This is a genomic window from Ralstonia flaminis, assembly GCF_958415495.1.
Classification (GTDB): Bacteria; Pseudomonadota; Gammaproteobacteria; order Burkholderiales; family Burkholderiaceae; genus Ralstonia; species Ralstonia flaminis.
The window spans coordinates 391,374-416,420 of record NZ_CATZLL010000003.1 but is presented as its reverse complement, the minus strand read 5'-3'; the positions used below and the strand labels follow the sequence as shown (position 1 = coordinate 416,420).

Below are 25,047 nucleotides of genomic sequence, written 5' to 3'. Positions count from 1 at the left end.
GAAAATGACTGAAGGCTATAATTTTCGCATATCTGATAGGTGTTTCCCCTGTTTCCCCACATGCCCGCCTTTACCGTCGTCTTCCTGGTCGCCCTTGTCTTGATGTCCGCCACACGCCTGTGGCTGGCCACGCGGCAAATCCGTCACGTAGCACGCCACCGCGACGCCGTGCCCGCGCAATTTGCCGAGTCGATCACGCTGGACATGCACCACAAGGCCGCCGACTACACCATCGCCCGCACCCGTCTGGCGATGCTGGAAGTGCCAGTGCAGGCTGCCCTGCTGATTGCGCTGACACTGCTCGGCGGGTTGAACTGGATCAACCAGGCATGGCTGGGCGTGTTCGGGCCCGGCTACGCATACGGCGTGGCGCTGATTGCGTCGGTCATCGTCATCAGCAGCGTGATCGAACTGCCGTTCTCGCTGTACGCGCAGTTTGTGGTCGAAGAACGCTTCGGCTTCAACCGCATGACATGGAAGCTCTGGTTCGCTGACAATCTCAAGGGCCTGGCCATCGGCACCGTGCTGGGGCTGCCTCTGCTGCTGGCCGTGCTGTGGCTGATGGACAAGATGGGCACGTACTGGTGGCTGTACACGTGGATCGTGTGGATGGCTTTCATGCTGTTCGTGCAAGCCATTTACCCGAACGTCATCGCCCCGCTCTACAACAAGTTCACGCCGCTGCAGGACGAGGAGATGCGCGCCCGCATCGAAGGCCTGCTCAAGCGCTGCGGCTTCGCCAGCAAGGGCCTGTTCATCATGGACGGCAGCCGCCGCAGCGCGCACGGCAACGCCTATTTCAGCGGCTTCGGTGCCACCAAGCGCATCGTCTTCTTCGATACCCTGCTCGCGCGCCTGAACCCGCCCGAGATGGAAGCCGTGCTCGCGCATGAGCTTGGTCACTTCAAGCGCCACCACATCACCAAGCGCATCGCGGTGACGTTCGTGCTGAGCCTGGGTGCGCTGGCGCTGCTCGGCTGGCTGATGACGCGCACGTGGTTCTACCTGGGCCTGGGCGTGGCGCCTAACGTGTTCTCCGACAACCACGCGCTGGCGCTGATGTTGTTCTTCCTTGCGCTGCCGGTGTTCACGTTCTTCGTTTCGCCCGTCGGCAGCCTGTCTTCGCGCAAGGATGAGTACGAAGCCGATGCCTTCGCCGCACAACACGCGGATGCGAAACAGCTGGTCTCAGCGCTGGTGAAACTGTTCCAGGACAACGCCTCGACGCTCACGCCAGATCCGGTCTACTCCGCGTTCTACTACTCTCACCCGACCGCCTCGCAGCGCGTCGCACGCCTTGTGCAGGCCAGCGCCTGATGGGCACCAACCTGCGCAGTCAACCGGGCCGTACCGGTAAAAAGCCACAGGCCGCAGGAGAGCGCGGCCTCGTCATCGCAGCACATGGTCGCCACTACCTCGTTGAACGCGAAAGTGGCGGCTACCTGCAGTGTTTCCCACGCGGCAAGCGCAGCGAATGTGCCGTTGGCGATCACGTCGTCTACGAGGCCACCGCCGTCGACCAGGGTGTGGTCGTGCGCGTGGACGAGCGCCGCAACCTGCTCCACCGTTCCGACCAGTTCAAGTCCAAGGTGCTGGCAGCCAACCTCGATCAGGTCATCATCATGCTTGGCACCGAGCCAAGCTTTTCTGAAGACCTGCTCGGCCGCGCGCTGGTCGCTGCCGAATCGCTTGGCATCACGCCGCTGATCCTGCTCAACAAGATCGACTTGACCGCGCGGCTGGAGACAGCACGCTCACGCTTGGCGCTGTATCGAGAACTCGGCTACACCATCGTCGAGCTGACGGTGCATGGCGCACCGGAAGCCGCGCATGCCGCGCTGGAACCGCACGTGGCTGGGCGTGCCTCGATCCTGATCGGGCAGTCGGGCATGGGCAAGTCTTCGTTGTTGAATCTGCTGATTCCGGGCGTGGATGCACAGACGCGCGAGATCTCAGAAAAGCTCGATTCCGGCAAGCACACGACCACGTTCACGCGGCTCTATCACCTGCCCGCAGACTGGGGCCAGGGCGGCGTGCTGATCGACTCGCCAGGCTTCCAGGAATTCGGCCTGCACCACCTGAGCGAAGGCATGCTGGAACGCGCCTTTCCCGAATTCCGCCCGCGCCTGACCGAGTGCCGCTTTTATAACTGCCGGCACCTGCAGGAGCCCGGCTGTGGCATTCTGGGTGCGATGGCCGAGGGCAAGATCGATCCGCGCCGGCACCAACTCTACGCGCAACTGCTGCACGAATCAGAGCAACAGAAGCCCTGGTAAAGGCCGCATCAACGTTAGAACCTGTTCACGATCCGTAGCGAGCGGGCCGAGATTGGATCGAGATGCACGGCCGTACAAGAGTGCGGCGAGCATCGCAGAGACAAGATCGGGCTGCGCAGTAGGATCGTGAGCGGATTTGTCGGGGAGGCTGGGATGAAGCTGTTAATCAGCAGTCCATCGCTCGGCATGGCGGCGCACTGGCAGAACGTGCTGTCCGCTGCGGGCATTCGTACCGAGCTGCGCAACATCTACCTGAGCAGCGTTGCAGGCGACGTTCCGCCGCAGGATTGCGCGGCGCAAGTCTGGCTGGTGAACCCGGAACAGGAAGCTCAGGCGCAGGCGCTGCTCGATCAGGCCCGCCATCCACCGACGGGCCCGGCTTGGCGCTGCGTACATTGTGGGGAGATGCACGAGCCGCAGTTCGCTCAGTGCTGGCGCTGCGGCCAAGATCGTGAAGGCGCCGCCTGACGGCGGCGTGCAACAGCGTTGGCGGGATCAGCCCAGCCACACGGCGATCGACAGCATCGCCAGCAGCAGCATCCACAGCACCACCGCGCGCCACACCAGCCCCACGGCCGATTGCAGCGTACGCACGGTGGGCTCCTGCCCCACCTCGACCGGATAGGCGCCGTCCTCATCGGCGATGCTCTCCGCCGAATCGCGTTGCGCGATCGGCGTACCCAAGCGGACACCCAGTGCACCGCCACCAGCCGCCAGCAGGATGCCGTTGACCTCGTCATTCCACTTGGCAGCACGGTTGCGCCAGGCGTACACCGCATCTTCGAAATCGCCAACGATGGCGAAGCCGATAGCCGTCAAACGCGCGGGAATGTAGTCGATGATGAAGAACGCCTGGCGTGCGAACAAGCCCAGCGCCGGGCTGCGCTCCATCGACGGCTCGCTCCAGTGGCGGGCCAGATATTCGGCACCGCGGTAGAGCACCACACCTGCGGGCCCAATCGGTACGAGGAACCAGAAGAACACGCCGAACACGTGACGATGCGCCGCAACGATCGCGTTCTCGAGGGTATGGCGAACGATCTCGTTCACAGGCATGTCGGTCGTGTCCAGACCCGACCACTCATTGAGTAGCAGTCGCGCAGTGACAACGTCATCGCCACGCAACGCCTCATGAATATCCGTGAAGTAATGGCTGAACTGACGGAAACCCAGGGTCAGGTAGACCATCACCACGTTCCACAGGAAGGCCAGTCCGATGCTGATTGACGACAGCAGGTAGTGCACGAGCGCCACGACCACCACAGCCGGCAGCGTGACCACGCACCAAGCCAGCACGGCATCGCGGCGCTGCCCGGTATCGAACCATTCTTCCGCCCGCGCGGCCAGGGCACGCACGACATCGTAGATCGGGTTGTCTCGGCTGAGCGCACGGAACTGCTCGAGGATCAGCGCGCAGAGTACGGAGAAAAAAGTCATTGGAGAGGCGTTGCGAAGGCGTTCATCACGCCATGAATGCGATGTGCAAGACGATAGCACACGGCGTGCGCGCAACAGCGCACAGTGACGCGTACGCTACGCTGCCAGCAAGTGATACAGGTTGCGCAGCATGCCCGCTGTCGCGCCCCAAATGAAGTGGTAGCCGCCATCTGGCTGCCCGGATGCGCGATAAGGCATCGCATAGAAACGGCGCACACGATCTTCCCAACGCAGTTCACGCACTTGATGGTTAGCCGGGTCCATCAGAAAAGCGAGCGGCACCTCGAACACCTCGGCCACTTCGCTGGGGTCCGGCTGTAGCGTGAAATCCGGCGTCAGCAGCCCAACAATGGGGCTCACGTGAAAGCCCGTACCGGTGATGTAGTCCGGCAGGCGGCCGACCACGTCGATGTGGTCCGCACTGATGCCGACCTCCTCCATCGTCTCGCGTAGCGCCGTGTCGACCATGTCTCGATCAAATGCTTCACGCCCCCCACCGGGAAAACTAACCTGCCCGGCATGTTGACTGAGCGACGCATTGCGCTGCGTCAGCAGCACCATCAAGCCAGCATCGCGCTGCACCAGCGGCACCAGCACGGCTGCCTCCCGCAGCTTGATCGACGCGTCGATCAACCGGGATTCGTCGGTCTGCTCCGGTTGCCACTCCGGTTGCGTGCGCAATCGTTCGCGCACAAATCCAGCCGTCAGCCGCGCAGCCCCGAGCGCTGGCAAAGATGCCTCAATCGGCACCACCGGCAACTGCTCTGGATCGAATACAGGACGGCGCATTGGATGGGAAACGGATCTGTCGTAGACGGGAAACGCGGGGTGGGACAATCTTCCGCCCCAAAAGAGAAAAAAGGCACCCGAAGGTGCCTTTTCGCAACGCGCGCAGATTACTCCGCAGCGGCTTCCTTGCGCTTGAAGGTCAGCTTCTCCTTGATGCGTGCCGACTTGCCCGAGCGTTGGCGCAGGTAGTACAGCTTCGCACGGCGCACATCACCGCGACGCTTCACTTCGATGCTGGCCAGCAGCGGCGAGTACAGCTGGAACGTACGCTCCACGCCTTCGCCCGAAGAGATCTTGCGAACGATGAACGACGAGTTCAGGCCACGATTGCGCTTGGCAATCACGACACCTTCATACGCCTGCACACGCTTGCGGTTGCCTTCAACGACGTTCACGTTGACGATCACGGTGTCGCCAGGGGCGAACGGGGGGATCGTCTTGTTGGCCGTCAGGCGCTTGATTTCTTCCTGCTCGATTTGCTCGATGAGATTCATCTTTTTCTCCTTGACCATCATGCCGGCGTTTTGCCTGGTCAATAGACCGTGGCCCCGGTAGAGGATGGGAACATCACTTGGTCGAGGCTCCCGGTGTGGAAGCATCCGACCCCTTTGCCGTCGTCGCCGCGGCAGCGAGGAAAGCCTCATCGCTGCGGGACAACAAACCCTGTTTGCGCGCCGCCTCGATCAGATCGGGGCGCTTGCGCATCGTATTCAACAGCGCCTGCTGGCGGCGCCATTTTTCAATCTCGGCGTGGTGGCCGCCCAGCAGCACATCGGGCACACGCACACCTTCATACTCTTCCGGCCGCGTGTAATGCGCGCAATCCAGCAAACCGTTGACGAAGCTGTCCTGAACCGCCGACTGCGCATCGCCCAGCACGCCGGGCAACTGCCGTACCACGGCATCGATGATGGCCATGGCCGCGAGCTCACCTCCGGAGAGGACGAAATCGCCGAGGCTGATTTCCTCATCCACGCGACGGTCGACCAAACGTTGGTCAATCGCCTCGTAGCGCCCGCACAGCAGTGTGAGCGCCGGCAACTGCGCCAGCTCCATCACCCGCTTGTGCGTGAGCGGCTTGCCTTGCGGCGAGAGCAGCACCACATGCGATGCTGCCGGTGCTTGCGCCTGGCGAATCGCATCCAGAGCCGCTTCCATCGGCTTGGCCAACATCACCATGCCCGGGCCACCGCCGTATGGCCGGTCGTCCACGGTACGGTAGTTGTCCGTCGTGAAGTCGCGTGGGTTCCAGGTGCGCAACGTGTACACCTGCTGCTTGGCTGCGCGGCTGGTAATACCCCAGTCCGTCAGCGCCCGGAACATGTCCGGAAACAGCGAGATGACGTCGAACTGCATCGCCGAATTCTCCGGCCGCATGTTCAGTAATCCAGACCCCAGTCGACGACGATGCGCTGACCAGCCACATCCACCGACTTCACGTAAACCTCGACAAACGGTACGAGCCGCTCGACATCGCCAACGCCCACAATGCGCAAAATCTGGTGCGCACCATTGTCGATCAGCCCTGTCACCGTGCCGAGCGTTTCCTGCTGTTCATTGACGACAGTCGCGCCGATCAGATCGACCCAATAAAACTCGCCATCGTCCGGCGCAGGAAAATCGGCACGGCTCACCCACACGGCACAGCCACGCAGTGCTTCAGCGACATTGCGATCCGGCACGGCAGGCGAACCTGCCACGACCGTACCGCTATGCTCACGCGACGTCCCAACGGGAAATACCCGCCAGTCAGTCGACGCGGCGACCGCACCTGCTGCCGGCTTGAGCCACCAGGCGCGGGCGTTGAGCAACGCGTCGGCTTCGCCGTGCGGCTGAACCTTGATCCAGCCGCGAATTCCATAGGCACCACCTACATAGCCGACCTCGACGAGATCGTCAGGCAGCGTGGCGCCCGCACCCGGGCACATGGCTTGCAAACGCTCAGCCACCTTTTGCGAGGTCGCCTGCGTTGCAACGGCCACAGGGCCCTTATGTGCGCGATGCGGCGTCGAAGCAGCGCGCGTCACAGCAGAATGTGCTCAGACGGCACCGTCGATCGACGCATGCTAAAACTTAGGCAGCAGCCTTGGCAGCGCCTTGCTTCACCAGACGGGCAACCGTCGGCGACAGCTGAGCGCCAACGCCTTGCCAGTAGGCCAGACGGTCTTGCACCAGGCGCAGACCTTCTTCGCCATCCTTGGCGAGCGGGTTGTAGAAACCGACGCGCTCGATGAAACGGCCATCACGGCGGTTACGCGAGTCGGTCGCAACGATGTTGAAGAACGGGCGCTTCTTGGAGCCACCGCGGGCCAGACGGATCACGACCATGGATCTATTCCTTGAAAAACTGAGTATGCGTACAGAGAAACACTCGAGTATAGCGCAATTTTTCAGACCAAACAAACACTTAGGCTGGGTGCGACTAAACGTTGGGCGGTCTGCGTGGCGCGGACGGTACGTGCGGGTCGCCATTGTGCTCGCAACTTGGCTTGGTGCGGCGCTGCCGGCGATGGCCAAGCTGCCAATCGAAACGCTGCACGTGCCGCCAGGCTTCCAGATTGAAGTGCTGACCGATGAGATGCCCTCGGCACGTGAGATGGTGATCTCCCCTGCAGGCACGCTGTATGTGGGCAGCCGCGCGGGAAAAGTCTACGCGATGTCGCTGCAGAAACCTGGCGCGCCAGTGCATGTGGTGGCTTCCGGCCTGCAACAGCCCGTAGGGGTGGCCTGGCGTGACGACAGCCTGTATATGTCGGCCGTGTCGCGCATCGTGCGACTTGATGGCATCGACAAGCGCCTCGACAATCCGCCCGAGTCGGTGGTCGTCAACGACAAGCTGCCCACAGAGACGCATCACGGCTGGAAATTCATCGCCTTCGGCCCCGATGGCAAGCTGTATGTGCCAGTGGGCGCGCCCTGCAACATCTGCCGCCCCGATGAAAACCGCTACGCCAACCTGATGCGCATGAACGCGGACGGCAGCGGCCTGGAGTTGGTCGCACGCGGCATCCGCAACACGGTCGGCTTTGACTGGCATCCGAAGACGCACGAGCTGTGGTTCACCGACAACGGCCGCGACATGATGGGCGACGACGTGCCCGACGACGAGCTCAACCGCATCACCGCGCCCAACCCGCATTTCGGCTATCCGTTCTGCCATGCCGGCGATGTTCCTGATCCAGAGTTCGGCGCAGGCCACCCCTGCAGCAACTACGTGCCGCCGGTCGCCAAGCTGGGCGCGCACGTGGCAGCGCTCGGCATGCGTTTCTACACCGGCAGTCACTTCCCGGCCGAGTATCGCAACAACATCTTCATTGCGGAGCATGGCTCGTGGAACCGCTCGTCCAAGGTCGGCTATCGCGTGATGCGTGTGGTGCTGGATGAAACGGGCAAAGTCGTCCGGCAAGAGCCCTTCGCGCAAGGCTGGTTGCAACCAGGCGAGCGCGTATGGGGACGCCCCGCCGATGTGCTCGTCGCGCCAGATGGCAGCCTGCTCGTGGCGGACGACTACGCTGGCGCCGTGTACCGCATCCGCTACATCGGGAAATGACGCAAGCGTCGCCTACCGCCTGGGCAAAGCGTGCGGGAAACATCTCGTTACACACGAAACCTTTGGACAGTGGATGCGACCTGAGTGAAGCCTTACATTGACAGGCATGAACACGTGCTGCCGCTCTCTCGCTCAAGCTGGAACAGCAGTGGTACGTGACGATTTCGAACCCTCGTCAGACAGGAGATAGCCATGCCGATCCGCGCATTGCTTCGCCCCTTGGCGACAGGTGTTCTGATCGTCGCCTCTGCGGGCGCCCTGGCAGCCAACGCATCGGCGCGTCAGGCCGCCGTTGCCTTCGCAGAAACCGCCATGCCGACATGGGCGCAACCCGCCAATGCTGCGCCGCAAGCGCGCCCGTTGGTAGCGCAGATGTTCTTTGTCGATGCGCGAGCTGACCAAGCCCGCATCCGCGCACAGATGGAGCGCATGGAAGCACGCGCGCGTGCCGATGACCGTCTCAACGGCCGCGTACAGCCCCGCGAAGGCGGCGGCCGTGGTGACTGGCAGCAGCAACAGGAACGCGAGCGCATGCACCAGGAACGCGGCAATGGCGATCGGGGCGGCGACTGGCGCGGCTCGCGTCGGGGCTGAACGTCGCACTTATCCGCCCGAATTTCACATTGCGGAACTTGCCCGGAGCACCTCAGTCGTATTGAATGGTAGACGGCACACGTTTGGCGTGCCTCTTCCATCACACCAATCACAACGACAACAGGTGCTTCAATGCTGTCCCAATTCCACCGCCATATGCGGCTTCTGCTGGGTCTGATATGGACCTCGGCCTTCATGCTGATGCTTGCCCACTTACTCTACGGCGAAGTCAGCCTGCGCCAACAGGCGCCCCAATTGCTGCAAGACCTGACGGCCTCACTGAGTGTGCCATCGCTGCGTCTGGTCCCGATTTAGCGCCCCTACCCTCCCCGCCGCAGCCCCATCGCAGCGCTGTGCGCGTCCGGCCGAACTGAAGGCCACCTCCCCCGATTGCTGATGTGTCTTTGAGACGCGCCCCCGGTGCTGCCCCTAAGCTGCGCCGCGGTTCATGTTGGGCGTAGAATGCGCGGCGCTGTGTTGTCCTGCCGTGTGTTCTCCGCCTGCCATGCCTACGACCGCTCTCCAGAAAAAATCCAAGCTGCTGACCGTGCTGCTCGCCTTCCTGTTCGGAAGCGTGGGCGCGCATCGTTTCTATCTCAAAGGCGGGCGTGATTTCTGGGCGTGGTCGCAAGTCTTTGCCATGGCGCTCGGTGCGGTTGGCGTAGCACTGCTGCTCTCGACCCAGCGCGCCAGCGTGCCAGGCTGGGTCTGCGCAATCATCGGCGGGGCTTCGGTGCTGGCAGGCTTTCTGTCGGCGCTGGTGTATGGCCTGCGCCCGGACGACAAATGGGATGCGCAGTTCAACGCTGACGGCACGCCCACACGCTCGGGCTGGCCAGTCGTGCTGCTGACCATCCTCACACTGATGATCGGCACGGGCCTACTGATGGCCGGCCTCGCCATCACGTTCCAAACCTACTTCGAAACGCAGGTACAGGCAGCGAAGGAGTTGTCGCAGTAATCCTGTGTTCGCTCAGAACAGACTGCCCTGACGCTCGTCGACGGGTTTTCTTGGTTTGACGGCACGCGCGGGCGGTTTGAACTGCGAGGTGTCGAGCACCAGCTCGTTGTAGCGGTGGTAGTTGAAGCCGAGCTTGTCAGCCGTCTTGTAGAAGCGCTGCCGCAGTAGATCGGCCCAGATACCAGTGCCGCGCATGCGCGTGGCGAAATCGGCCTTGTAATCCTGACCGCCGTGCAGGTCACGGATACGGTTCATCACGCGTTGCGCGCGGTCGGGAAAATGCGCCATCAGCCAATCCTGGAACACCGCGTTCAGCTCATTCGGCAGGCGTAGCACGATGTAGCTCGCGTACGTGGCGCCTGCCTCGCGCGCGGCTTCCAGGATCTGCTCCATATGGTCGTCGGTGACGAAGGGGATCATTGGCGCCACACTCACCCCCACCGGAATGCCAGCCTCAGCCAACGTGCGGATCGTACGCAGGCGGCGCGATGGCGTGGCTGCCCGCGGCTCAAGCTTGCGCGCGAGATCCGAATCCAGTGTCGTGATGGTCACGGCGGCAACAACGAGATTCTTTGTTGCCATCGGCGCCAGTAGATCGATATCGCGTTCGATTAACGTCGACTTGGTGATGAGCCCGACCGGATGATCGCAATCGTGCAGCACCTGCAGCACATCACGCGTGATGCGCAGCTCGCGCTCGATGGGCTGATAGGCGTCGGTGTTCACGCCGAGCGCAATCGCCTCGCAACGGTAGCCGGGCTTGGCGAGCGTTTCGCGCAGCACCTCGGCGGCATTGGTCTTGGCGAACAGCTTGGTCTCGAAATCCAGCCCCGGTGACAGCTCCAGATACGCATGCGTTGGCCGTGCAAAGCAGTACACACACCCGTGTTCGCAGCCGCGATACGGATTGAGCGACACCCCAAACGGAATGTCCGGCGATTGGTTGTGGCTCAGGATCGAGCGCGCTCGCTCGATCGAGACAGAGGTCTCGATGCGCGGCGGGGTGTCTTCCGAATCGAATTGCCCGACGAGTGGCTGCCAGCCGTCATCGACGCGCGTACGTTCGTCGCGTTCAAAGCGGCCTTGCAGATTGGAGGTGGCGCCGCGTCCCTTGCGGGGGACGTGGCGATCAGACATATCGGACACAGCGGAACGGATCAGGTGCGGGGGCTTGCTGATCCTATCGCATCCGGCTCCGCTGCGCTGTGAGTGGCGCCGGCTACGCCTCCGGGTCGAGCTTCACTTCCCAGAGCGATTTGCCATCGAGGTCGTGCAGCGACACGTGCATCGTGCGCGTGGCCGGATCAATCTTGGCGCGACCGTAGTACTGCTGCAGCGCAGCTGGCGACTGGTTCTGCGGATTGTCCTTCGGGATGCTGACATAGCGCAGGTCCGGCCCGAACGTCTGATCCACTTCGTTCGGCCCGAACGTGCCCGCGTTAATCGGCCCACCGACGAATTCCCAGAACGGCTTGAACTCCGTGAACTTGGCGCGCGATGGGTGGTAGTACGTAGCCTGCGCGTAGTGCACGTCGGCCGTCACCCACACCACGTTTTGGATGTTCTCTTGCTTGATAAAGCGCAGGATCTCGGCCAGTTCCAGCTCACGGCCGGACGGCGCGCCGTCATCCGCATTCGCCCACGCTTCGTAGGTACCCTTTGGCACATCAGGGTTCAGGTCAGGCACCACCAGCGAGATCGGCATGTCGCTCGCAATCACCTTCCACGTCGCCTTCGATTGCTTGAGCGATTGCTTGAGCCACGCCGTCTGCTTCGGGCCGAGGAAGGCGGAATCGGCATCCAGCGTGGTCTGGCGGTTGGGCGAGTTGCGGCCGCGGTAGCTGCGCTCGTCCAGCATGAACACGTCGAGCAGCGGGCCGTACTGGAATGCGCGATAGATCTGCTCCGGGTCAACCGGGTTGAAGCGGAACGGGTTGTACTCGAACATCGCCTGCTTTGCGCGCGCGGCCAGCACCGATGCGCTGCGCTCCTGATAGCGCTTTTCTTCCGGGCCGATCTGCTGGCCGGGGTACCAGTTGTTGCGCACTTCGTGGTCGTCCCACTGCACCAGGAACGGCACCTCGGCGGAAAACGCGCGCTTGTTCTTGTCGAGCTGGTTGTAGGCGAAGGCGCCGCGGTAGTCGTCGAGCGTTTGCGCGACATGCGACTTGGCTTCGGTGACAAGGTTGGTCCACAGTGAACCGTCGGGCAGCTTCACTTCGGCTTCGATCGGGCCATCGGCATAGATCTGGTCACCGGAGTGGATGAAGAAATCCGGCGACTCACGGCGCATGGCTTCGTATAGGCGGTAGCCGCCGAAGCGCTCGTTGATGCCCCAGCCCTGGCCGGCTTCGTCGCCGGAGAACACGAAGCAGATCGGGCGATTCGCATGCACAGGCGCGGTACGGAAACGGCCGACGACGGGTTCGCTGAACGCTTTCTCGTGCACGAGATCCTGGAAGCGGACGCGGTAGAACAGGTTCGCACCGGTAGGCAAGCCGGTGAGATCGACGCGCGCGGTCAGTCCGCTGGTTTCGATGGCCGTCGGACCAACGCGGCGCACGACTTTCTTGAAGGCGGCATCGGTCGAATATTCAACGATCATGCGCGCCGGGCGATCGGTACGGCTCCAGACGATGGCGCTGTTGGCAGTGATGTCGCCGCTCATCACGCCGCCGGGCAGTTGTGGGCGCAGGCGTTCGGAAGTGACTGCGGCGGGCGCAACGCCCTGTGCCAGTACGTCAGCCATGCGAGCGCCGAGCAGCGCAGTGCCGCTGGCAGAAACAAGACCCTTGATGAGCGTGCGGCGGGTCGGCTTGAAGATCGGCTGGTCGGACATGGCGGCTCCGCAGGTTGGCGTTGAGTGGTGAGGGTGCCGCCCAGCGTAAGTCGCTTCCGTGACAGCGCTACGTCACCCGCCCTCTTCGGTCACGTCGATGGCAAGCGTCTCCTTGATCTCCTCCATCACGATGTAGCTCTTGGACTGCACCGCGCCCGGGAGCTGCAACAGGATATCGCCCAGCAGGCGCCGGTACTCGCCCATCTCGCGGATACGCGCCTTGATGAGGTAATCGAAATCGCCAGAGACGAGGTGGCACTCCAGCACCTCCGGGATACGCAGCACCTCGCGCCGGAACTGCTCGAACATGTTGCCGGCTTTGCTGCCCAGGCTGATCTCCACAAACACCAGCAGCGAAGCACCCAGCATGGCCGGGTTCAGGCGTGCGTAGTAGCCAAGGATGAAGCCCTCGCGCTCCAGGCGTTTGACGCGCTCGATGCACGGCGTGATGGTCAGCCCAACCGCCTCGGACAGCTCCTTCATGGAGAGCCGCCCGTCCTTTTGCAGCAGGTCGAGGATGCGGCGATCAAGCTTGTCGAGGGCCCGGACGGGCTTGCGCTGGGTTCGCATGGTGAAAAACACCCCAAAATCGAAATTGTTCCTGTTTCCTGAAAATATACAGAAACAATGACTGGATAGGTACGAATACGATAGCGGCATCTATCGTAAATGCATCTCCGGGGAGTATCACCATGCGCGTGCTCGTTCTTGGCAGTGGCGTGATCGGCGTGACAAGCGCCTATTACCTGGCCCGCGCCGGCCATGAGGTCACTGTCGTCGACCGTGAAGCCGGTCCGGCGCTGGAGACGAGTTTTGCCAATGCCGGACAGATCTCGCCGGGCTACGCATCGCCTTGGGCCGCGCCGGGCGTGCCGCTCAAGGCCATCAAGTGGATGTTCCAGAAGCACGCGCCGCTGACGATCCGCCCTGACGGCACCCTCTTCCAGCTCAAGTGGATGTGGCAGATGCTGCGCAACTGTGATGCCGCCAGCTATGCGCAAAACAAGGAGCGCATGGTTCGCCTGGCTGAGTACAGCCGCGACTGCATCCGCGAGTTGCGCGCCGACACCAGCATCGCCTATGAAGGCCGCCAGCAAGGCACGCTGCAAATCTTCCGCACCCAGCAACAGCTCGACGGCGCCGCGAACGACATCGCCGTGCTCGAGCGCGCCGGCGTGCCCTACGAACTGCTTTCGCGCGAAGACCTCGTGCGCAGTGAACCAGGCCTGGCCTCGACCCGCCACAAGCTGGCCGGTGGCTTGCGCCTACCCAATGACGAAACAGGCGATTGCCAGCTCTTCACCACGCGCCTGGCCGCGATGGCCGAGCAGTTGGGCGTGCGCTTCCGTTTCAACAGCACCATCAACAGCCTGATCTTCAAGAACGACGCCGTGCGCGGCGCGCTGGTCGATGGTCAGCCGGTTGAAGCCGACCTCGTGGTCGTGGCGCTGGGCAGCTACAGCACGCCGTTCCTGAAAAACCTGGTGAACGTGCCGGTGTACCCGCTCAAGGGCTTCTCGATCACCGTACCAATGACGGACGCGGCCAAGAGCCCCGTCTCCACCATCCTGGACGAAACCTACAAGGTGGCCGTCACCCGCTTTGACGACCGCATCCGCGTGGGCGGCATGGCGCAGATCGTCGGTTACGACAAGCGCCTGGACTCGGGCAAGCGCAACACGCTGGAGTTCGTCGTCAACGATCTCTTCCCAGGTGCGGGCGATGTGTCGCGCGCGTCGTTCTGGACCGGCCTGCGCCCGATGACGCCGGACGGCACGCCGATCGTCGGCCAGACACCGGTGCGTGGCCTGTGGCTCAACACTGGCCACGGCACGCTGGGTTGGACCATGGCGTGCGGCTCGGGCAAGCTGCTGTCGGATCTGGTGTCGGGCCGCTCGCCTGCCATCCGCGCAGATGATCTGTCGGTGTATCGCTACCTGGGCGGCGCGCCGATGCCTGCGACCAAGCCTGCGCTGGCCTGATCGCCAGGCACCGCAACCATCAGAAAGGGAGGCCGAAGCCTCCCTTTTTTGTTTATCCAATCTTGGCGCCATGTCCCGCCACAACTCTCCAGCGCCCACCAGATTGCTTCCACAGCCGCGTGTAGGCGAACACACCGTCGAACGCCATCAATCCAAAGTGCCCCGCCAGTGCCGCCTGCGTGGTGGTCAGGATCATCTCTCCGATGCGATGGGTCTGCGTTTCGCGGATGTCCAGCCGGTCCAATCGCAACAGCTTCTCTCGATGGGCCAATAGATCGTCTGCCTTCGAGAGCACCCGCCCATCGGGGCCGGTGAACACGAGGTCATCGTCCAGCAGTTCCGCGAGTGCTGCGATGTCGTTGGCGAGCATGGCGGCCCGAAGCGCATCTTCGTATTGCCCGATGATAGAAATGTCGTCCATGTTGCGTGCGCCTCCGCGGTGCTTTGGTTAGATCAAACCCACAATCGGTACGCCCAGAACGCTTCGTCTTCAACAAAGCGTTCGACAAACTCGCTCGGCGAAAAACCCGTGATGCGCTTGGCCGTGCGGCTCAGATGCGCCTGATCGGCAAAGCCCTCATCCTGCGCCAATGCAGCCCAATCGAACGGCAGGCCTGCCGCGTGCCGGTCCATCGCCGCAAAGTACGCCCCTTCGCTTTTCACCAGCGACTGCCATTCCCGCAAGGACCGTCCGCTGAATGTCTTGATACGGCGCTCCACTTGGCGCGGACTATGGGTTCGACGCCACTCGTGGGCCTGCCAACCCAGCCGCTCCACCCAATGACGGCCAGCCCTGCGCAGCGACGACACCACCGTGTCCGGCCCCTGAAGCGCGTGCCAGCGCGCGACAAGATGCTGCTCCAGTACGGCCAGCACATCCGCATCGTCGTGGGTGTCGAGCAATGCATCCAACAACGGCTGCCATACGGTGCCCAGTACCGCATGGGCGTCAACGAAACGGTCTGCGACCACAGCTAGGTCAACGCCAAACAAGGTCTGCGCAACATCCGCCGTCAAGCAGATCATGCCGCCACGCCCGGTAATCGGTGCCCAACTCACCGTGGGCAGGGACTGACTACCTGAGAGCACGACCTGCGCACCAAACGGTCGCCATTGCGGGCCGCCATCGGTGCGCTCGACAAGTCCCGCCTCGAAGTCCTGAAACCAGGACAGCGACACCATCGGTGAGGCGGGGAAATGGGTCAGGCGCTGCGCATCGGTCAGTGCAAAGGCACGCGTGTCGCGGCAGAGAATGGCCACAATGGCGCCCTGCAAAGCAGGCGGTGCGAGATGCAGGCGCGTGCCCGGTACGCGGCTATCGGGCATGACACGCGGCGCTCGTGCGAGAGGGTCCGGGCACTCGAATTGGGAGGACATGGCGGCGCAGTATAGGCAGACGCCAGACCGGTGTCGATGTCGTTTGCGTTCAAGACAGGTCACGTCGGCAGGCGAACAATGCCAGGCATGCTCAAACACACCCGCGCACCCGGAGATCACACGTGAATCCGACCTCGTCCAGCCAATGCCCGTACCACGGGAAGACATCATCGCCAGCGCCGTCTGCCCCATCTGCCCATCCGCTCGGCGTATGGCCCCCAGGCCCCCCTGTCGGCCTGACCGGCTGGAGCCTGCTCGCCCGCATGTCGCGCGATTTGCTGGGGACGCTGGCAGCCTGGCAACGCGAGTTCGGTGACGTTGTGCATCTGCGTTTCTGGCCCGAACATGAAATCGTCGTGACCGACCCGACGCTCGCGCGTGAACTGCTGGTGACGCACCACGATGCGCTCGTCCGCTGGGAGCGCGGCATCCGCGTGTTTGCGCAGTTGCATGGCCGGAGTGTGCTGATCGCCGAGGGAGAGGCCTGGCGTGGCAAGCGGCACGCCCTGCAGCCGAGCTTCTCCCCCAAGGCCGTCCAGGCCTTTGTGCCCACCATTGCCGCAGCCACTGATAAAGCGCTCGCGCAATGGCCAAAACGCGACGCTCGCTTTCCGATGGAAAGTGCGATCACGTCGCTGGCCATGGACGTCATCACGCGGATGATGTTCTCCAGCGAAATCGGCGAAGAGGCCCGCATTGCAGAGCAAGCCATCCGTGTCGTCGGGGCCGCCGCCAACGCCGAGTTCTACTGGCCCGCAAGCTGGCCGGACTGGGCGCCCTGGAAGCGCGCAAAGAGGCATGCCCTCATGGAACTGCACGGCTTGATCGATCGCCACGTACAAACACGATTGGCCTTACCGCAAGATGCCTGGCCCGACGATTTGCTGACCCGCCTGCTGCAGCTCCATCGAGACGACGCAACAGCGTGGCCGCTGCACGCCGTGCGCGACGAATGCATGACCGCGTTCCTGGCGGGGCACGAAACCACTGCAGCCACCCTGATCTGGTGGGCCTGGTGCATGGCGTCGAACCCGGCTGCGCAGGCCCTTGCACGCGAAGAAGTCCAGCACGCACTGCAAGGTCGCGCACCCGACGCCGATACGCTCACCTCGCTGCCCTACCTCACGCAGACAATCAAGGAGACGCTGCGCCTCTACCCCGCCGCCCCATTGCTCGTCAGCCGCCGGAGCACGCAGCCCATCACCCTGGGTGCGTGGCAATTGCCAGCGCGCACCATGTTCCTGGTTCCGGTGCAGTTGATGCACCACGACCCGCGCTGGTTTCCGGAGCCGCAGGCCTTTCGCCCTGAACGTTTTGCCGCAGATGCACCGGAAGTGCCACGCGGCGCCTATCTACCCTTTGGCACCGGCCCGCGTGTCTGCCTCGGGCAGCATCTGGCCATGTCTGAGATGACGGTCATTGCCGCGATGTTGCTGCAGCGCCTCACGTTGTTGCCGCCAGACAACATGCAAGCACCGCGCCCCGTGATGAACGTTACGTTGCGACCGGATCAACCGCTGCACCTGGCGATCGCGCCGGTTTGATCATCAGCGCGCCAACGAAAAGGGAGGCCGAAGCCTCCCTTTTTTCATGCCCGCAAGCGCCGCTTAGAACTGCGCTTCCGGCACCGCACCAATGGTCTCGCCGCCGGTCAGCACGCTCTGCGCAATGCCCGGCGCCTGGGTGAGCAGCACGTCGGCAAACACCCGAGCCGTGGCGATCTTCGCGCCATAGAAGTTCGGGTCTTCGCTCTCGCGATCGATGGCCACCAGCAGCGCACGCGCCATCTGCCAGCCCGATAGCACGATGCCGCACAGACGCAGATACGGCACGCTGCCCGCGAACACGGCGTTCGGTTGCGCCTTGGTCTGCGCCACCACGAAGCGCACCACCGATTCCATTGCCTCGCGGCCTGCCGCCAGACGTGCACGCATCGCTTCGCAATGCGCACCGCCCTTCGCTGCCAGTGCAGCCTCCACCTTGGCGATCTCGGCGCAGATGCCCAGCGCCACAGCGCCGCCATCACGTACCGTCTTGCGGCCGATCAGGTCGTTTGCCTGAATGGCCGTGGTGCCTTCGTAGATCGGCAGGATGCGCGCATCGCGGTAGTACTGCGCGGCGCCGGTCTCTTCAATGAAGCCCATGCCACCGTGCACCTGCACGCCCAGGCTCGTCACGTCGATCGACATCTCGGTGCTCCAGCCCTTCACGATCGGCACAAGGAATTCATACAACGCTTCGTTCTGCTTGCGCGCAGCGTCATCGGCAGCATGGTGGCCGGCATCGCACGCGGCGGCAGCCACATAGGCCAGCGCGCGGGCGCCTTCGGTCATCGCGCGCATCGTCAACAGCATGCGCTTGACGTCTGGGTGATGAATGATCGGCACCGCGCGGGCCGCCGAGCCATCCACCGGGCGGCTCTGCACGCGCTCGCGCGCATAGGCCACGGCCTTCTGATACGCACGCTCCGACACGCCGATGCCCTGCATGCCCACCGCATAGCGCGCGGCGTTCATCATGATGAACATGTACTCAAGGCCTCGGTTTTCTTCGCCGACCAGTGTGCCGATGGCGCCACCGTTGTCGCCAAATTGCAGCACGGCCGTCGGGCTCGCCTTGATGCCGAGCTTGTGCTCGATCGACACGCAATGCGCATCGTTGCGCGCACCCAGCGAACCATCTGCATTGACGAGGAACTTCGGCACCACGAACAGCGAGATGCCCTTCACACCTTCCGGCGCACCCGGCGTACGTGCCAGCACGAGGTGGACGATGTTCTCGGCCATGTCGTGTTCACCCCAGGTGATGAAGATCTTCGTACCGAAGATTTTGAACGTGCCATCGCCCACCGGCTCGGCGCGCGTGCGCACGAGTGCCAGGTCGGAGCCGGCCTGCGGCTCGGTCAGGTTCATCGTGCCGGTCCACTCGCCGGAGATGAGCTTGGGTACGAACAGTTGCTTCTGCTCTTCGGTGCCGGCGGTGAGCAGCGCCTCAATAGCCCCGTCAGTCAGCAGCGGGCACAGCGCGAACGACAGGTTGGCCGCGTTCAGCATTTCGATGCATGCCGTGGCGATCAGCTTGGGCAGGCCCTGACCGCCGTATTCCACCGGGTGCTGCACGCCTTGCCAGCCACCCTGGCCGAACTGCGCGAAGGCCTCCTTGAAACCGGGCGTAGCCGTCACGACGCCGTCCTTCCAGCTGCTCGGGTTGCGGTCACCTTCCACGTTGAGCGGCGCGACGACTTCACCGGTAAAGCGCGCGCTCTCTTCCAACACGGCTTGCGCAGTGTCGGCGGTTGCGTCTTCGAAGCCGGGCAGCTTGGCCACGTTGTCCAGGCCGGCCAGTTCGTTCATTACGAACAGCATGTCCTTGACGGGGGCTTGATAGGTCATGTCTCTCTCCAATCCTTCGTTAAGCGCGATCAGGGGAGTGCGTCACCGGCATCGTGATGCACTCTCCTGATGGCGCTCGCGTATAAAAAAGCCGCTTCCAAACAAGGTCGGAAACGGCTTTGCGTGGGGCGTTCATTGCAGCGCGCGTCAGACGATGCGCGCTGCACGGTGCAATCAGCCCAGTGCGGTCACCAGCTCCGGCACCACGGTGTTCAGGTCGCCCACGAGGCCGTAGTCAGCCACCTGGAAGATCGGCGCTTCCGGATCCTTGTTGATCGCAACGATCACCTTGGAGTCCTTCATGCCGGCCAAGTGCTGGATCGCGCCCGAAATACCGACGGCGATGTACAGCTGCGGCGCGACGATCTTGCCGGTCTGGCCAACCTGATAGTCGTTCGGTACGAAGCCGGCGTCCACCGCGGCACGCGAGGCCCCCAGTGCGGCGCCCAGCTTGTCCGCCAGCGGGGTCAGCACCTTGGTGTAGTTCTCGCCCGAGCCTACGCCACGGCCACCCGACACGATGATCTTGGCGGCGGTCAGTTCCGGGCGGTCGCTCTTCGTCACTTCGCGCGAGACGAATTGCGAGATGCCGGCATCCGCCACGGCGGTCAGGTTCTCTGTTGCAGCCGAACCGCCGGTCGCAGCAGCCGGGTCGAACGCCGTGCCGCGCACGGTGATCACCTTCACCTTGTCGGCCGATTGCACGGTGGCAATCGCGTTGCCGGCGTAGATCGGGCGCTCGAAGGTGTCAGGGCTGTCGACCTTGGTGATGTCGGACAGTTGGGCCACGTCCAGCTTGGCGGCCACGCGCGGCAGGATGTTCTTGCCGTAGGCGGTGGCGGGCGCCAGGATGTGGCTGTAGTTGCCGGCGATGGCCAGGGCCTGTTCGGCGACGTTCTCGGCCAGACCATCGGCAAACTGGGGTGCGTCGGCCACCAGCACCTTGGCAACGCCGGCGATCTGCGCGGCAGCCTGGGCGGCGGCGCCGCAGCCAGCGCCAGCCACCAGCACGTGGACTTCGCCGCCGCATTGAGCGGCTGCCGTCACGGTGTTCAGCGTCGCGGCCTTGATGGATTGGTTGTCGTGTTCAGCAATAACGAGTGCGGTCATCTTGATCTGCCTGTTCGGTGTGCTTGAAGTTGCGTGCAGTCAGGAGACTGCTTACAGCACCTTCGCTTCGGTCTTGAGCTTGGCGACCAGCGTGGCCACGTCGGGCACCATCACGCCAGCGCTGCGCTTGGCGGGCTCAACCACCTTCAGCGTCTTCAGGCGCGGTGCCACGTCCACACCCAGGTCTTCCGGCTTGACCGTGTCGAGTTGCTTCTTCTTGGCCTTCATGATGTTCGGCAGCGTCACGTAGCGCGGCTCGTTCAGGCGCAGGTCGGTGGTAACCACGGCCGGCAGCTTGACCGACAGGGTTTCCAGACCACCGTCCACTTCACGCGTGACGGATGCCTTGCCATCGGCCACGACCACCTTCGAGGCAAACGTGGCTTGCGGCAGGCCGGCCAGCGCCGCCAGCATCTGGCCGGTCTGGTTGGCGTCGTCATCAATGGCTTGCTTGCCCAGGATGATCAGCTGCGGCTGCTCCTTGTCGACCAGTGCCTTGAGCAGCTTGGCGACAGCCAGCGGCTGCAGTTCTTCGTTGGTTTCAACCAGGATGCCACGGTCGGCACCGATGGCCATGGCGGTGCGCAGGGTTTCCTGGCACTGCGTCACGCCGCACGACACGGCGATCACTTCGGTGGCAACGCCCGCTTCTTTCAAACGCACCGCCTCTTCCACGGCGATTTCGTCGAACGGGTTCATGCTCATCTTGACGTTGGCAAGATCGACACCGCTACCGTCCGTCTTCACGCGAACCTTCACGTTGTAATCGATCACGCGCTTGACTGCGACCAGGACTTTCATGCGCTCACTCCACTCATTAATAAGACATTTGTTACAAGACGCCGGCCATTATAAGGGCGGTCGGTCGCTCGCGTTAAATTTCCGAACGGTCGTGCTATTTTAACCGTGAAAAATTGCCGGACACCAGTCAAACGTCCGGCAATTTGTTGGGGAAAACCCTCTAACCGTGTGTCAACGTGCTTACCACGCCACGATCACAGCGTCTTTGTACTTCGTCTTGACGAAGGACTTCACCGCGTCGGAATGATACGCCTTCACGAGCTTGGCAACCCAGGGTTGGTTCTTGTCGGCGGCACGGATGGCGATCACGTTGGCGTACGGGCCCTTGGCGGCTTCGATGGCGATGCCGTCCTTGGTCGGGTCCAGGCCAGCCTTCTCGGCATAGTTACCGTTGACGGCGGCGGCGTCCAAGTCATCCAGCGAGCGCGGCAGTTGCGCGGCGTCCAGCTCGATGAACTTCAGCTTCTTTGGGTTCTCGGCCACATCGCGCGGCAAGGCCTTGAAACCCGCGTTCGGCTTGAGCTTGATCACGCCTTGTGCCTGCAGCAGCAACAGTGCGCGACCGCCGTTGGTCGGATCGTTCGGCAGGCCGAAGCGTGCACCGTCCTTCAACTCCTTGAGCGACTTGATCTTCTTCGAGTAGATGCCCATCGGGAACGTGATGGTCTGGCCGACGCTCACGAACTTGTAGCCGCGCGTGGCAATCTGGTCGTCCAGATACGGCTGGTGCTGGTAGCTGTTGGCATCCAGGTCACCGGCAGCCAGGGCGGCATTCGGCTGGATGTAATCGTTGAATTCGACGATCTGGAGCTTCAGGCCGTCCTTCTCGGCAACCTTCTTCACTTCTTCCATGATCTCGGCGTGCGGGCCGGCGGTCACGCCGATCTTGATCGGCTTGCTTTGTGCCAGGGCGCTGCCTGCGACCAGTGCCAATGCGGCGCCCAGGCTCGCGGACCATTGCAGCAGTTGACGACGATTCATTGCATTCCCTCGTAGATGAGTCTGTGATTGTTTAGCGATGGCTCAAGCGGCGCACGAGCCAATCGCCCGTCGATTGCACCGCCTGCACGAAGACGATCAGGATGACGACGACCGCCAGCATGATGTCCGATTCATAGCGCTGATAACCGTAGCGGATGCCCAGGTCGCCCAGGCCGCCGCCGCCGATGGTACCGGCCATGGCTGAGTAACCGACCAGGCTGACGAAGGTGATCGTCAAACCCGCCAGGATGCCGGGCATGGCCTCGGGCAGCAGCACCTTATAGACGAGCTGTCCGGTGGTCGCCCCCATCGATTGCGCGGCTTCGATCAGGCCGCGGTCCACTTCGCGCAGCGCGGTTTCCACCAGACGCGCAACAAAGGGGATGGCCGCGATCGTCAGTGGCACAATCGCCGCCGCCGTGCCGATGGACGAGCCTGCCAGCAGGCGCGTGAACGGAATCACCGCCACCAGCAGGATGATGAACGGCACCGAACGCACAGCGTTGACGACAAGGCCGGCCACGCGATTGAACACCGGTGCCGACAGCACGCCGCCCGTGGTCGTCAGATACAGCAGCACGCCCAGCGGCACGCCGAACAGTGCACCGATACCGCCGGAAACGCCCACCATGGCGAGCGTTTCCCAGAAGGCCGGCAGGAACAGATCGGTCAGGTCAGACCACATGATTGATCTCCTCGACCACCACGCCTTGCTCGCGCAGGAAGTGCATTGCGTTGTTGATATCAGCCGTGTCGCCCGTGGCCAAAATCGCCAGCGAGCCGAAGGCCTGGCCCTGAATTTCGTCGATGTGGCCGTGCAGGATGTTGAAGTCGAACCCATACGTGCGGACAGCTTGCGCCAGCACGGGCTGGTCCACGCCTTCGCCGGTAAAGGCGAGTCGGAACAGGTGGTCGCGTCCGCCGTGCTCGCGGGCAACCAGGCGGCTTTCCACACGCGCCAGCACCGAAGGCGGCAGCTCTTGCGAGATGACCTCGCCGATCAGCGCGCGCGTCACGTCGTGATGCGGCTGCAGGAACACGTCGATCACGCGGCCAAGCTCCACCACGCGGCCGGCGTCGAGCACCGCCACGCGGTCGCACACCTGCTTGATGACTTCCATCTGGTGCGTGATCAGCACGATGGTCAGACCCAGCTCGCGGTTGATCTTGCGCAGCAGGTCGAGAATCGAACGCGTGGTCTCCGGGTCCAGCGCGGAGGTGGCTTCGTCCGAGAGCAGCACATCCGGCTGGCTGGCCAGTGCGCGGGCAATGCCGACACGCTGTTTCTGGCCACCGGAAATCTGCGCCGGATAGCGATCCTTGTGCGCGGCCAGGCCAACGAGGTCCAGCAGCGGCAGCACGATCTCGCGGATACGCTCGCGCGACGTGCCAGCCAGTTCCAGCGGCAGCGCCACGTTGTCATACACCGTGCGCGACGACAGCAGGTTGAAGTGCTGGAAGATCATGCCGATCTTGCGGCGCGCCTGGCGCAGCCCGTCGGCATTGAGTGCGGTGAGTTCCTGGCCCGCCACCGTGACGGTGCCAGAGGTCGGCTTGTTCAGCAGGTTGATGACGCGCACCAGCGTGCTCTTGCCCGCGCCGCTGCGGCCAATGATGCCGAAGATCTCGCCGCGGTCGATGGTCAGGTCAACGTCACGCAGCGCGTGGACGTCATTGCCGCCCGCCCCCCGGAAGTGCTGCGAGATCCCCTTGAGTTCAATCATGTGTTGCATACAAAAACGGCAACTCGCCAAGCCTCACAGGCTCCAGCGCGGTTGCCGTCTCTTTTATCGTTGGAATGAGGCGCTAGTGTAAGGCAGGCCTTACATGCGAGGAACGATTCTTTAACGATGTCTTTATTACTTTTTCGAATTTTGCAGGCGATTTGTCGCCATATGACGCCTAAAGCTCAGCGAGCGCCTTGACGTGCGCCACCACGCTGCGGCCTAGCGCGCTGAGGTTGTAGCCGCCCTCCAGGCAACTCACGATGCGGCCCTTGGCATGGGTGCGCGCCACCTGCATAAGTTGCTGCGTCATCCAGGCGTAATCCGCCTCAACCAGGCCCATCTGGCCGAGGTCGTCTTCCCGATGTGCATCGAAACCGGCAGAGATGAACAGCATCTCCGGCCGGAATGCCTCCAGGCGCGGCAGCCAGATCGTTTCCACCACCTCGCGCACGGTCAGGCCATTGGTGTACGCCGGCAACGGAATGTTGACCATGTTGGCCGCCACCACCTCGGTGCCGGAGTACGGATAGAACGGGTGCTGGAAGATGCTGCACATCAGCACGCGCGGCTCGTCGCGAAACGCTGCCTCGGTGCCGTTGCCGTGGTGCACGTCAAAGTCGACGATGGCCACGCGCTGCAGCCCGTGGTACTCCAACGCATGCCGCGCAGCCACCGCCACGTTGTTGAAGAAGCAGAAGCCCATCGCACGGCCTGGCTCGGCGTGATGGCCGGGCGGGCGCACGCTGCAGAAGGCGTTCTCCAGCTCGCCGGCGATGACCTTGTCAGTCGCATCCACCGCCGCACCCGCGGCCAGCACGGCGGCCATGTAGGTGTGCGGGTTCATCGAGGTGTCAGGGTCGATTGGCGTGTAGCCGGCAATCGGCACGTTGGCGACCAGCTCGCGCAAATATTCAGGCCGGTGCACGCGACACAGTTGCACCTCCGTCGCAGGTGGTGCCTCGCAAGGCACAAGCAGGTCTTCGATGCGGCTGGCGATCAGTTGATCTTCGATCGCGCGCAGACGGTCCGGGCACTCGGGATGGTGATACCCCATCTCGTGCTTGAGGAATTCGGGATGCGTGTAGAGGCCGGTCGCCATGTTCGTCTTGTATGCCCGTTGGGGCTTATTCAGTGCATGTATCTCCAGCCGCTACGTTAGCACGGCGGCGTCAAGTCGCAGGACGAGTCGATCCGGCAGAGCCATCCGCTACAATGCCCCGATCCCGTTGAA

General features: G+C 63.1%; 27 protein-coding genes. 9 read left to right on the top strand and 18 right to left on the bottom strand.

Features of this window, described 5'->3' with window-relative positions:
- Positions 1-60: 60 nt before the first annotated feature.
- The 3 genes from R2N11_RS06745 (at position 61) to R2N11_RS06735 (ending at position 2,744) form a co-directional block, all read left to right on the top strand.
- The gene (locus R2N11_RS06745; protein WP_316680567.1) at positions 61-1,317 is read left to right on the top strand and encodes a M48 family metallopeptidase; all 1,257 of its coding nucleotides are present in this window, start codon (positions 61-63) and stop codon (positions 1,315-1,317) included.
- The gene (gene rsgA / locus R2N11_RS06740; RefSeq protein ID WP_199031452.1) at positions 1,317-2,276 is read left to right on the top strand and encodes a ribosome small subunit-dependent GTPase A; all 960 of its coding nucleotides are present in this window, start codon (positions 1,317-1,319) and stop codon (positions 2,274-2,276) included. The genes R2N11_RS06745 and rsgA overlap by 1 nt, the downstream gene beginning before the upstream one ends.
- A 153-nt stretch (positions 2,277-2,429) precedes the next feature.
- Complete coding sequence (locus tag R2N11_RS06735; protein WP_316680566.1) at positions 2,430-2,744, top strand: hypothetical protein; 315 nt, start codon at positions 2,430-2,432, stop codon at positions 2,742-2,744.
- Between the two features lie 27 nt (positions 2,745-2,771).
- Here R2N11_RS06735 and R2N11_RS06730 read toward each other — a convergent pair whose 3' ends face one another.
- The 6 genes from R2N11_RS06730 to rpsP form a co-directional block, all read right to left on the bottom strand.
- Complete coding sequence (locus R2N11_RS06730) at positions 2,772-3,713, bottom strand: CobD/CbiB family protein (RefSeq protein WP_316680565.1); 942 nt, start codon at positions 3,711-3,713, stop codon at positions 2,772-2,774.
- Between the two features lie 96 nt (positions 3,714-3,809).
- Complete coding sequence (locus R2N11_RS06725; RefSeq protein ID WP_199031455.1) at positions 3,810-4,502, bottom strand: CoA pyrophosphatase; 693 nt, start codon at positions 4,500-4,502, stop codon at positions 3,810-3,812.
- Between the two features lie 107 nt (positions 4,503-4,609).
- Complete coding sequence (gene rplS, locus R2N11_RS06720; protein ID WP_048931797.1) at positions 4,610-4,996, bottom strand: 50S ribosomal protein L19; 387 nt, start codon at positions 4,994-4,996, stop codon at positions 4,610-4,612.
- Between the two features lie 73 nt (positions 4,997-5,069).
- Entirely contained in the window at positions 5,070-5,858 is a 789-nt protein-coding gene (gene trmD / locus R2N11_RS06715) for a tRNA (guanosine(37)-N1)-methyltransferase TrmD (RefSeq protein ID WP_199031470.1), read from the bottom strand.
- A 23-nt stretch (positions 5,859-5,881) separates the two neighbouring features.
- Positions 5,882-6,430, bottom strand: coding sequence for a ribosome maturation factor RimM (rimM, locus tag R2N11_RS06710; RefSeq protein ID WP_316680592.1), 549 nt, complete (start codon positions 6,428-6,430; stop codon positions 5,882-5,884).
- A gap of 145 nt (positions 6,431-6,575) precedes the next feature.
- Positions 6,576-6,830: a 30S ribosomal protein S16 gene (gene rpsP, locus R2N11_RS06705; RefSeq protein WP_021195488.1), complete on the bottom strand. Its 255-nt coding sequence runs from the start codon at positions 6,828-6,830 to the stop codon at positions 6,576-6,578.
- 145 nt (positions 6,831-6,975) lie between these two features.
- On the opposite strand from rpsP, the gene R2N11_RS06700 reads away from it, so the two are divergent.
- From R2N11_RS06700 to R2N11_RS06685, 4 genes are all read left to right on the top strand, one after another.
- On the top strand, positions 6,976-8,052 hold the full coding sequence (locus R2N11_RS06700) for a PQQ-dependent sugar dehydrogenase (protein WP_316680591.1): 1,077 nt from the start codon (positions 6,976-6,978) through the stop codon (positions 8,050-8,052).
- A gap of 192 nt (positions 8,053-8,244) precedes the next feature.
- Positions 8,245-8,646 carry a hypothetical protein gene (locus R2N11_RS06695; protein WP_199031456.1) on the top strand — a complete coding sequence of 134 codons (402 nt, stop codon included), beginning with the start codon at positions 8,245-8,247 and terminating at the stop codon, positions 8,644-8,646.
- Positions 8,647-8,778: 132 nt separating this feature from the next.
- Positions 8,779-8,961 carry a hypothetical protein gene (locus R2N11_RS06690; RefSeq protein WP_316680564.1) on the top strand — a complete coding sequence of 61 codons (183 nt, stop codon included), beginning with the start codon at positions 8,779-8,781 and terminating at the stop codon, positions 8,959-8,961.
- 190 nt (positions 8,962-9,151) lie between these two features.
- A complete protein-coding gene (locus R2N11_RS06685) occupies positions 9,152-9,607 on the top strand; it encodes an NINE protein (RefSeq protein WP_199031458.1) in 456 nt (151 codons plus the stop codon).
- Between the two features lie 12 nt (positions 9,608-9,619).
- On the opposite strand, the gene R2N11_RS06680 is transcribed toward R2N11_RS06685, so the two are convergent.
- From R2N11_RS06680 to R2N11_RS06670, 3 genes are all read right to left on the bottom strand, one after another.
- Positions 9,620-10,744, bottom strand: a complete 1,125-nt coding sequence (locus R2N11_RS06680; RefSeq protein WP_316680563.1) for a PA0069 family radical SAM protein — start codon at positions 10,742-10,744, stop codon at positions 9,620-9,622.
- Positions 10,745-10,826: 82 nt separating this feature from the next.
- Positions 10,827-12,446: an alkaline phosphatase D family protein gene (locus tag R2N11_RS06675; RefSeq protein WP_316680562.1), complete on the bottom strand. Its 1,620-nt coding sequence runs from the start codon at positions 12,444-12,446 to the stop codon at positions 10,827-10,829.
- Between the two features lie 72 nt (positions 12,447-12,518).
- Positions 12,519-13,016, bottom strand: a complete 498-nt coding sequence (locus tag R2N11_RS06670; RefSeq protein WP_039596350.1) for an Lrp/AsnC ligand binding domain-containing protein — start codon at positions 13,014-13,016, stop codon at positions 12,519-12,521.
- A gap of 122 nt (positions 13,017-13,138) precedes the next feature.
- Between R2N11_RS06670 and R2N11_RS06665 the strand changes: the two genes are divergently transcribed.
- Positions 13,139-14,428 carry a D-amino acid dehydrogenase gene (locus R2N11_RS06665; protein WP_316680561.1) on the top strand — a complete coding sequence of 430 codons (1,290 nt, stop codon included), beginning with the start codon at positions 13,139-13,141 and terminating at the stop codon, positions 14,426-14,428.
- A 52-nt stretch (positions 14,429-14,480) separates the two neighbouring features.
- Here the strand turns inward: R2N11_RS06665 and R2N11_RS06660 are convergent, their stop codons facing one another.
- Together R2N11_RS06660 and R2N11_RS06655 are read right to left on the bottom strand one after the other, a co-directional pair.
- Positions 14,481-14,849: a nuclear transport factor 2 family protein gene (locus R2N11_RS06660; protein WP_199031462.1), complete on the bottom strand. Its 369-nt coding sequence runs from the start codon at positions 14,847-14,849 to the stop codon at positions 14,481-14,483.
- Positions 14,850-14,881: 32 nt separating this feature from the next.
- Complete coding sequence (locus R2N11_RS06655; RefSeq protein WP_316680560.1) at positions 14,882-15,754, bottom strand: AraC family transcriptional regulator; 873 nt, start codon at positions 15,752-15,754, stop codon at positions 14,882-14,884.
- Between the two features lie 173 nt (positions 15,755-15,927).
- On the opposite strand from R2N11_RS06655, the gene R2N11_RS06650 reads away from it, so the two are divergent.
- Positions 15,928-17,349, top strand: a complete 1,422-nt coding sequence (locus tag R2N11_RS06650) for a cytochrome P450 (RefSeq protein WP_316680559.1) — start codon at positions 15,928-15,930, stop codon at positions 17,347-17,349.
- 63 nt (positions 17,350-17,412) lie between these two features.
- Here R2N11_RS06650 and R2N11_RS06645 read toward each other — a convergent pair whose 3' ends face one another.
- The 7 genes from R2N11_RS06645 to R2N11_RS06615 form a co-directional block, all read right to left on the bottom strand.
- Positions 17,413-19,197, bottom strand: coding sequence for an acyl-CoA dehydrogenase (locus R2N11_RS06645; protein ID WP_316680558.1), 1,785 nt, complete (start codon positions 19,195-19,197; stop codon positions 17,413-17,415).
- Between the two features lie 174 nt (positions 19,198-19,371).
- Positions 19,372-20,307: an electron transfer flavoprotein subunit alpha/FixB family protein gene (locus R2N11_RS06640; protein ID WP_316680557.1), complete on the bottom strand. Its 936-nt coding sequence runs from the start codon at positions 20,305-20,307 to the stop codon at positions 19,372-19,374.
- A gap of 51 nt (positions 20,308-20,358) precedes the next feature.
- Entirely contained in the window at positions 20,359-21,108 is a 750-nt protein-coding gene (locus R2N11_RS06635; RefSeq protein WP_316680556.1) for an electron transfer flavoprotein subunit beta/FixA family protein, read from the bottom strand.
- A 180-nt stretch (positions 21,109-21,288) separates the two neighbouring features.
- Positions 21,289-22,089 carry a MetQ/NlpA family ABC transporter substrate-binding protein gene (locus tag R2N11_RS06630; RefSeq protein ID WP_316680555.1) on the bottom strand — a complete coding sequence of 267 codons (801 nt, stop codon included), beginning with the start codon at positions 22,087-22,089 and terminating at the stop codon, positions 21,289-21,291.
- A gap of 31 nt (positions 22,090-22,120) precedes the next feature.
- On the bottom strand, positions 22,121-22,774 hold the full coding sequence (locus R2N11_RS06625) for a methionine ABC transporter permease (RefSeq protein ID WP_009238641.1): 654 nt from the start codon (positions 22,772-22,774) through the stop codon (positions 22,121-22,123).
- On the bottom strand, positions 22,764-23,813 hold the full coding sequence (locus R2N11_RS06620) for a methionine ABC transporter ATP-binding protein (RefSeq protein ID WP_316680590.1): 1,050 nt from the start codon (positions 23,811-23,813) through the stop codon (positions 22,764-22,766). Before R2N11_RS06620 ends, R2N11_RS06625 begins: the two co-directional genes overlap by 11 nt.
- Before the next feature lie 178 nt (positions 23,814-23,991).
- Positions 23,992-24,915 (bottom strand): histone deacetylase family protein, encoded by a 924-nt coding sequence (locus tag R2N11_RS06615; protein ID WP_316680554.1) that lies wholly within the window; start codon positions 24,913-24,915, stop codon positions 23,992-23,994.
- Between the last annotated feature and the right edge of the window lie 132 nt (positions 24,916-25,047).

What these genes read in the sequence shown, in the direction of transcription:
- R2N11_RS06745 (WP_316680567.1), top strand. Translation starts at nt 61, where the DNA reads ATGCCCGCCTTTACCGTCGTCTTCCTGGTCGCCCTTGTCTTGATGTCC.
- rsgA (WP_199031452.1), top strand. Translation starts at nt 1,317, where the DNA reads ATGGGCACCAACCTGCGCAGTCAACCGGGCCGTACCGGTAAAAAGCCA.
- R2N11_RS06735 (WP_316680566.1), top strand. Translation starts at nt 2,430, where the DNA reads ATGAAGCTGTTAATCAGCAGTCCATCGCTCGGCATGGCGGCGCACTGG.
- R2N11_RS06730 (WP_316680565.1), bottom strand. Translation starts at nt 3,713, where the DNA reads ATGACTTTTTTCTCCGTACTCTGCGCGCTGATCCTCGAGCAGTTCCGT.
- R2N11_RS06725 (WP_199031455.1), bottom strand. Translation starts at nt 4,502, where the DNA reads ATGCGCCGTCCTGTATTCGATCCAGAGCAGTTGCCGGTGGTGCCGATT.
- rplS (WP_048931797.1), bottom strand. Translation starts at nt 4,996, where the DNA reads ATGAATCTCATCGAGCAAATCGAGCAGGAAGAAATCAAGCGCCTGACG.
- trmD (WP_199031470.1), bottom strand. Translation starts at nt 5,858, where the DNA reads ATGCAGTTCGACGTCATCTCGCTGTTTCCGGACATGTTCCGGGCGCTG.
- rimM (WP_316680592.1), bottom strand. Translation starts at nt 6,430, where the DNA reads ATGTGCCCGGGTGCGGGCGCCACGCTGCCTGACGATCTCGTCGAGGTC.
- rpsP (WP_021195488.1), bottom strand. Translation starts at nt 6,830, where the DNA reads ATGGTCGTGATCCGTCTGGCCCGCGGTGGCTCCAAGAAGCGCCCGTTC.
- R2N11_RS06695 (WP_199031456.1), top strand. Translation starts at nt 8,245, where the DNA reads ATGCCGATCCGCGCATTGCTTCGCCCCTTGGCGACAGGTGTTCTGATC.
- R2N11_RS06690 (WP_316680564.1), top strand. Translation starts at nt 8,779, where the DNA reads ATGCTGTCCCAATTCCACCGCCATATGCGGCTTCTGCTGGGTCTGATA.
- R2N11_RS06685 (WP_199031458.1), top strand. Translation starts at nt 9,152, where the DNA reads ATGCCTACGACCGCTCTCCAGAAAAAATCCAAGCTGCTGACCGTGCTG.
- R2N11_RS06680 (WP_316680563.1), bottom strand. Translation starts at nt 10,744, where the DNA reads ATGTCTGATCGCCACGTCCCCCGCAAGGGACGCGGCGCCACCTCCAAT.
- R2N11_RS06675 (WP_316680562.1), bottom strand. Translation starts at nt 12,446, where the DNA reads ATGTCCGACCAGCCGATCTTCAAGCCGACCCGCCGCACGCTCATCAAG.
- R2N11_RS06670 (WP_039596350.1), bottom strand. Translation starts at nt 13,016, where the DNA reads ATGCGAACCCAGCGCAAGCCCGTCCGGGCCCTCGACAAGCTTGATCGC.
- R2N11_RS06665 (WP_316680561.1), top strand. Translation starts at nt 13,139, where the DNA reads ATGCGCGTGCTCGTTCTTGGCAGTGGCGTGATCGGCGTGACAAGCGCC.
- R2N11_RS06660 (WP_199031462.1), bottom strand. Translation starts at nt 14,849, where the DNA reads ATGGACGACATTTCTATCATCGGGCAATACGAAGATGCGCTTCGGGCC.
- R2N11_RS06655 (WP_316680560.1), bottom strand. Translation starts at nt 15,754, where the DNA reads ATGCCCGATAGCCGCGTACCGGGCACGCGCCTGCATCTCGCACCGCCT.
- R2N11_RS06645 (WP_316680558.1), bottom strand. Translation starts at nt 19,197, where the DNA reads ATGACCTATCAAGCCCCCGTCAAGGACATGCTGTTCGTAATGAACGAA.
- R2N11_RS06640 (WP_316680557.1), bottom strand. Translation starts at nt 20,307, where the DNA reads ATGACCGCACTCGTTATTGCTGAACACGACAACCAATCCATCAAGGCC.
- R2N11_RS06635 (WP_316680556.1), bottom strand. Translation starts at nt 21,108, where the DNA reads ATGAAAGTCCTGGTCGCAGTCAAGCGCGTGATCGATTACAACGTGAAG.
- R2N11_RS06630 (WP_316680555.1), bottom strand. Translation starts at nt 22,089, where the DNA reads ATGAATCGTCGTCAACTGCTGCAATGGTCCGCGAGCCTGGGCGCCGCA.
- R2N11_RS06625 (WP_009238641.1), bottom strand. Translation starts at nt 22,774, where the DNA reads ATGTGGTCTGACCTGACCGATCTGTTCCTGCCGGCCTTCTGGGAAACG.
- R2N11_RS06620 (WP_316680590.1), bottom strand. Translation starts at nt 23,813, where the DNA reads ATGATTGAACTCAAGGGGATCTCGCAGCACTTCCGGGGGGCGGGCGGC.
- R2N11_RS06615 (WP_316680554.1), bottom strand. Translation starts at nt 24,915, where the DNA reads ATGGCGACCGGCCTCTACACGCATCCCGAATTCCTCAAGCACGAGATG.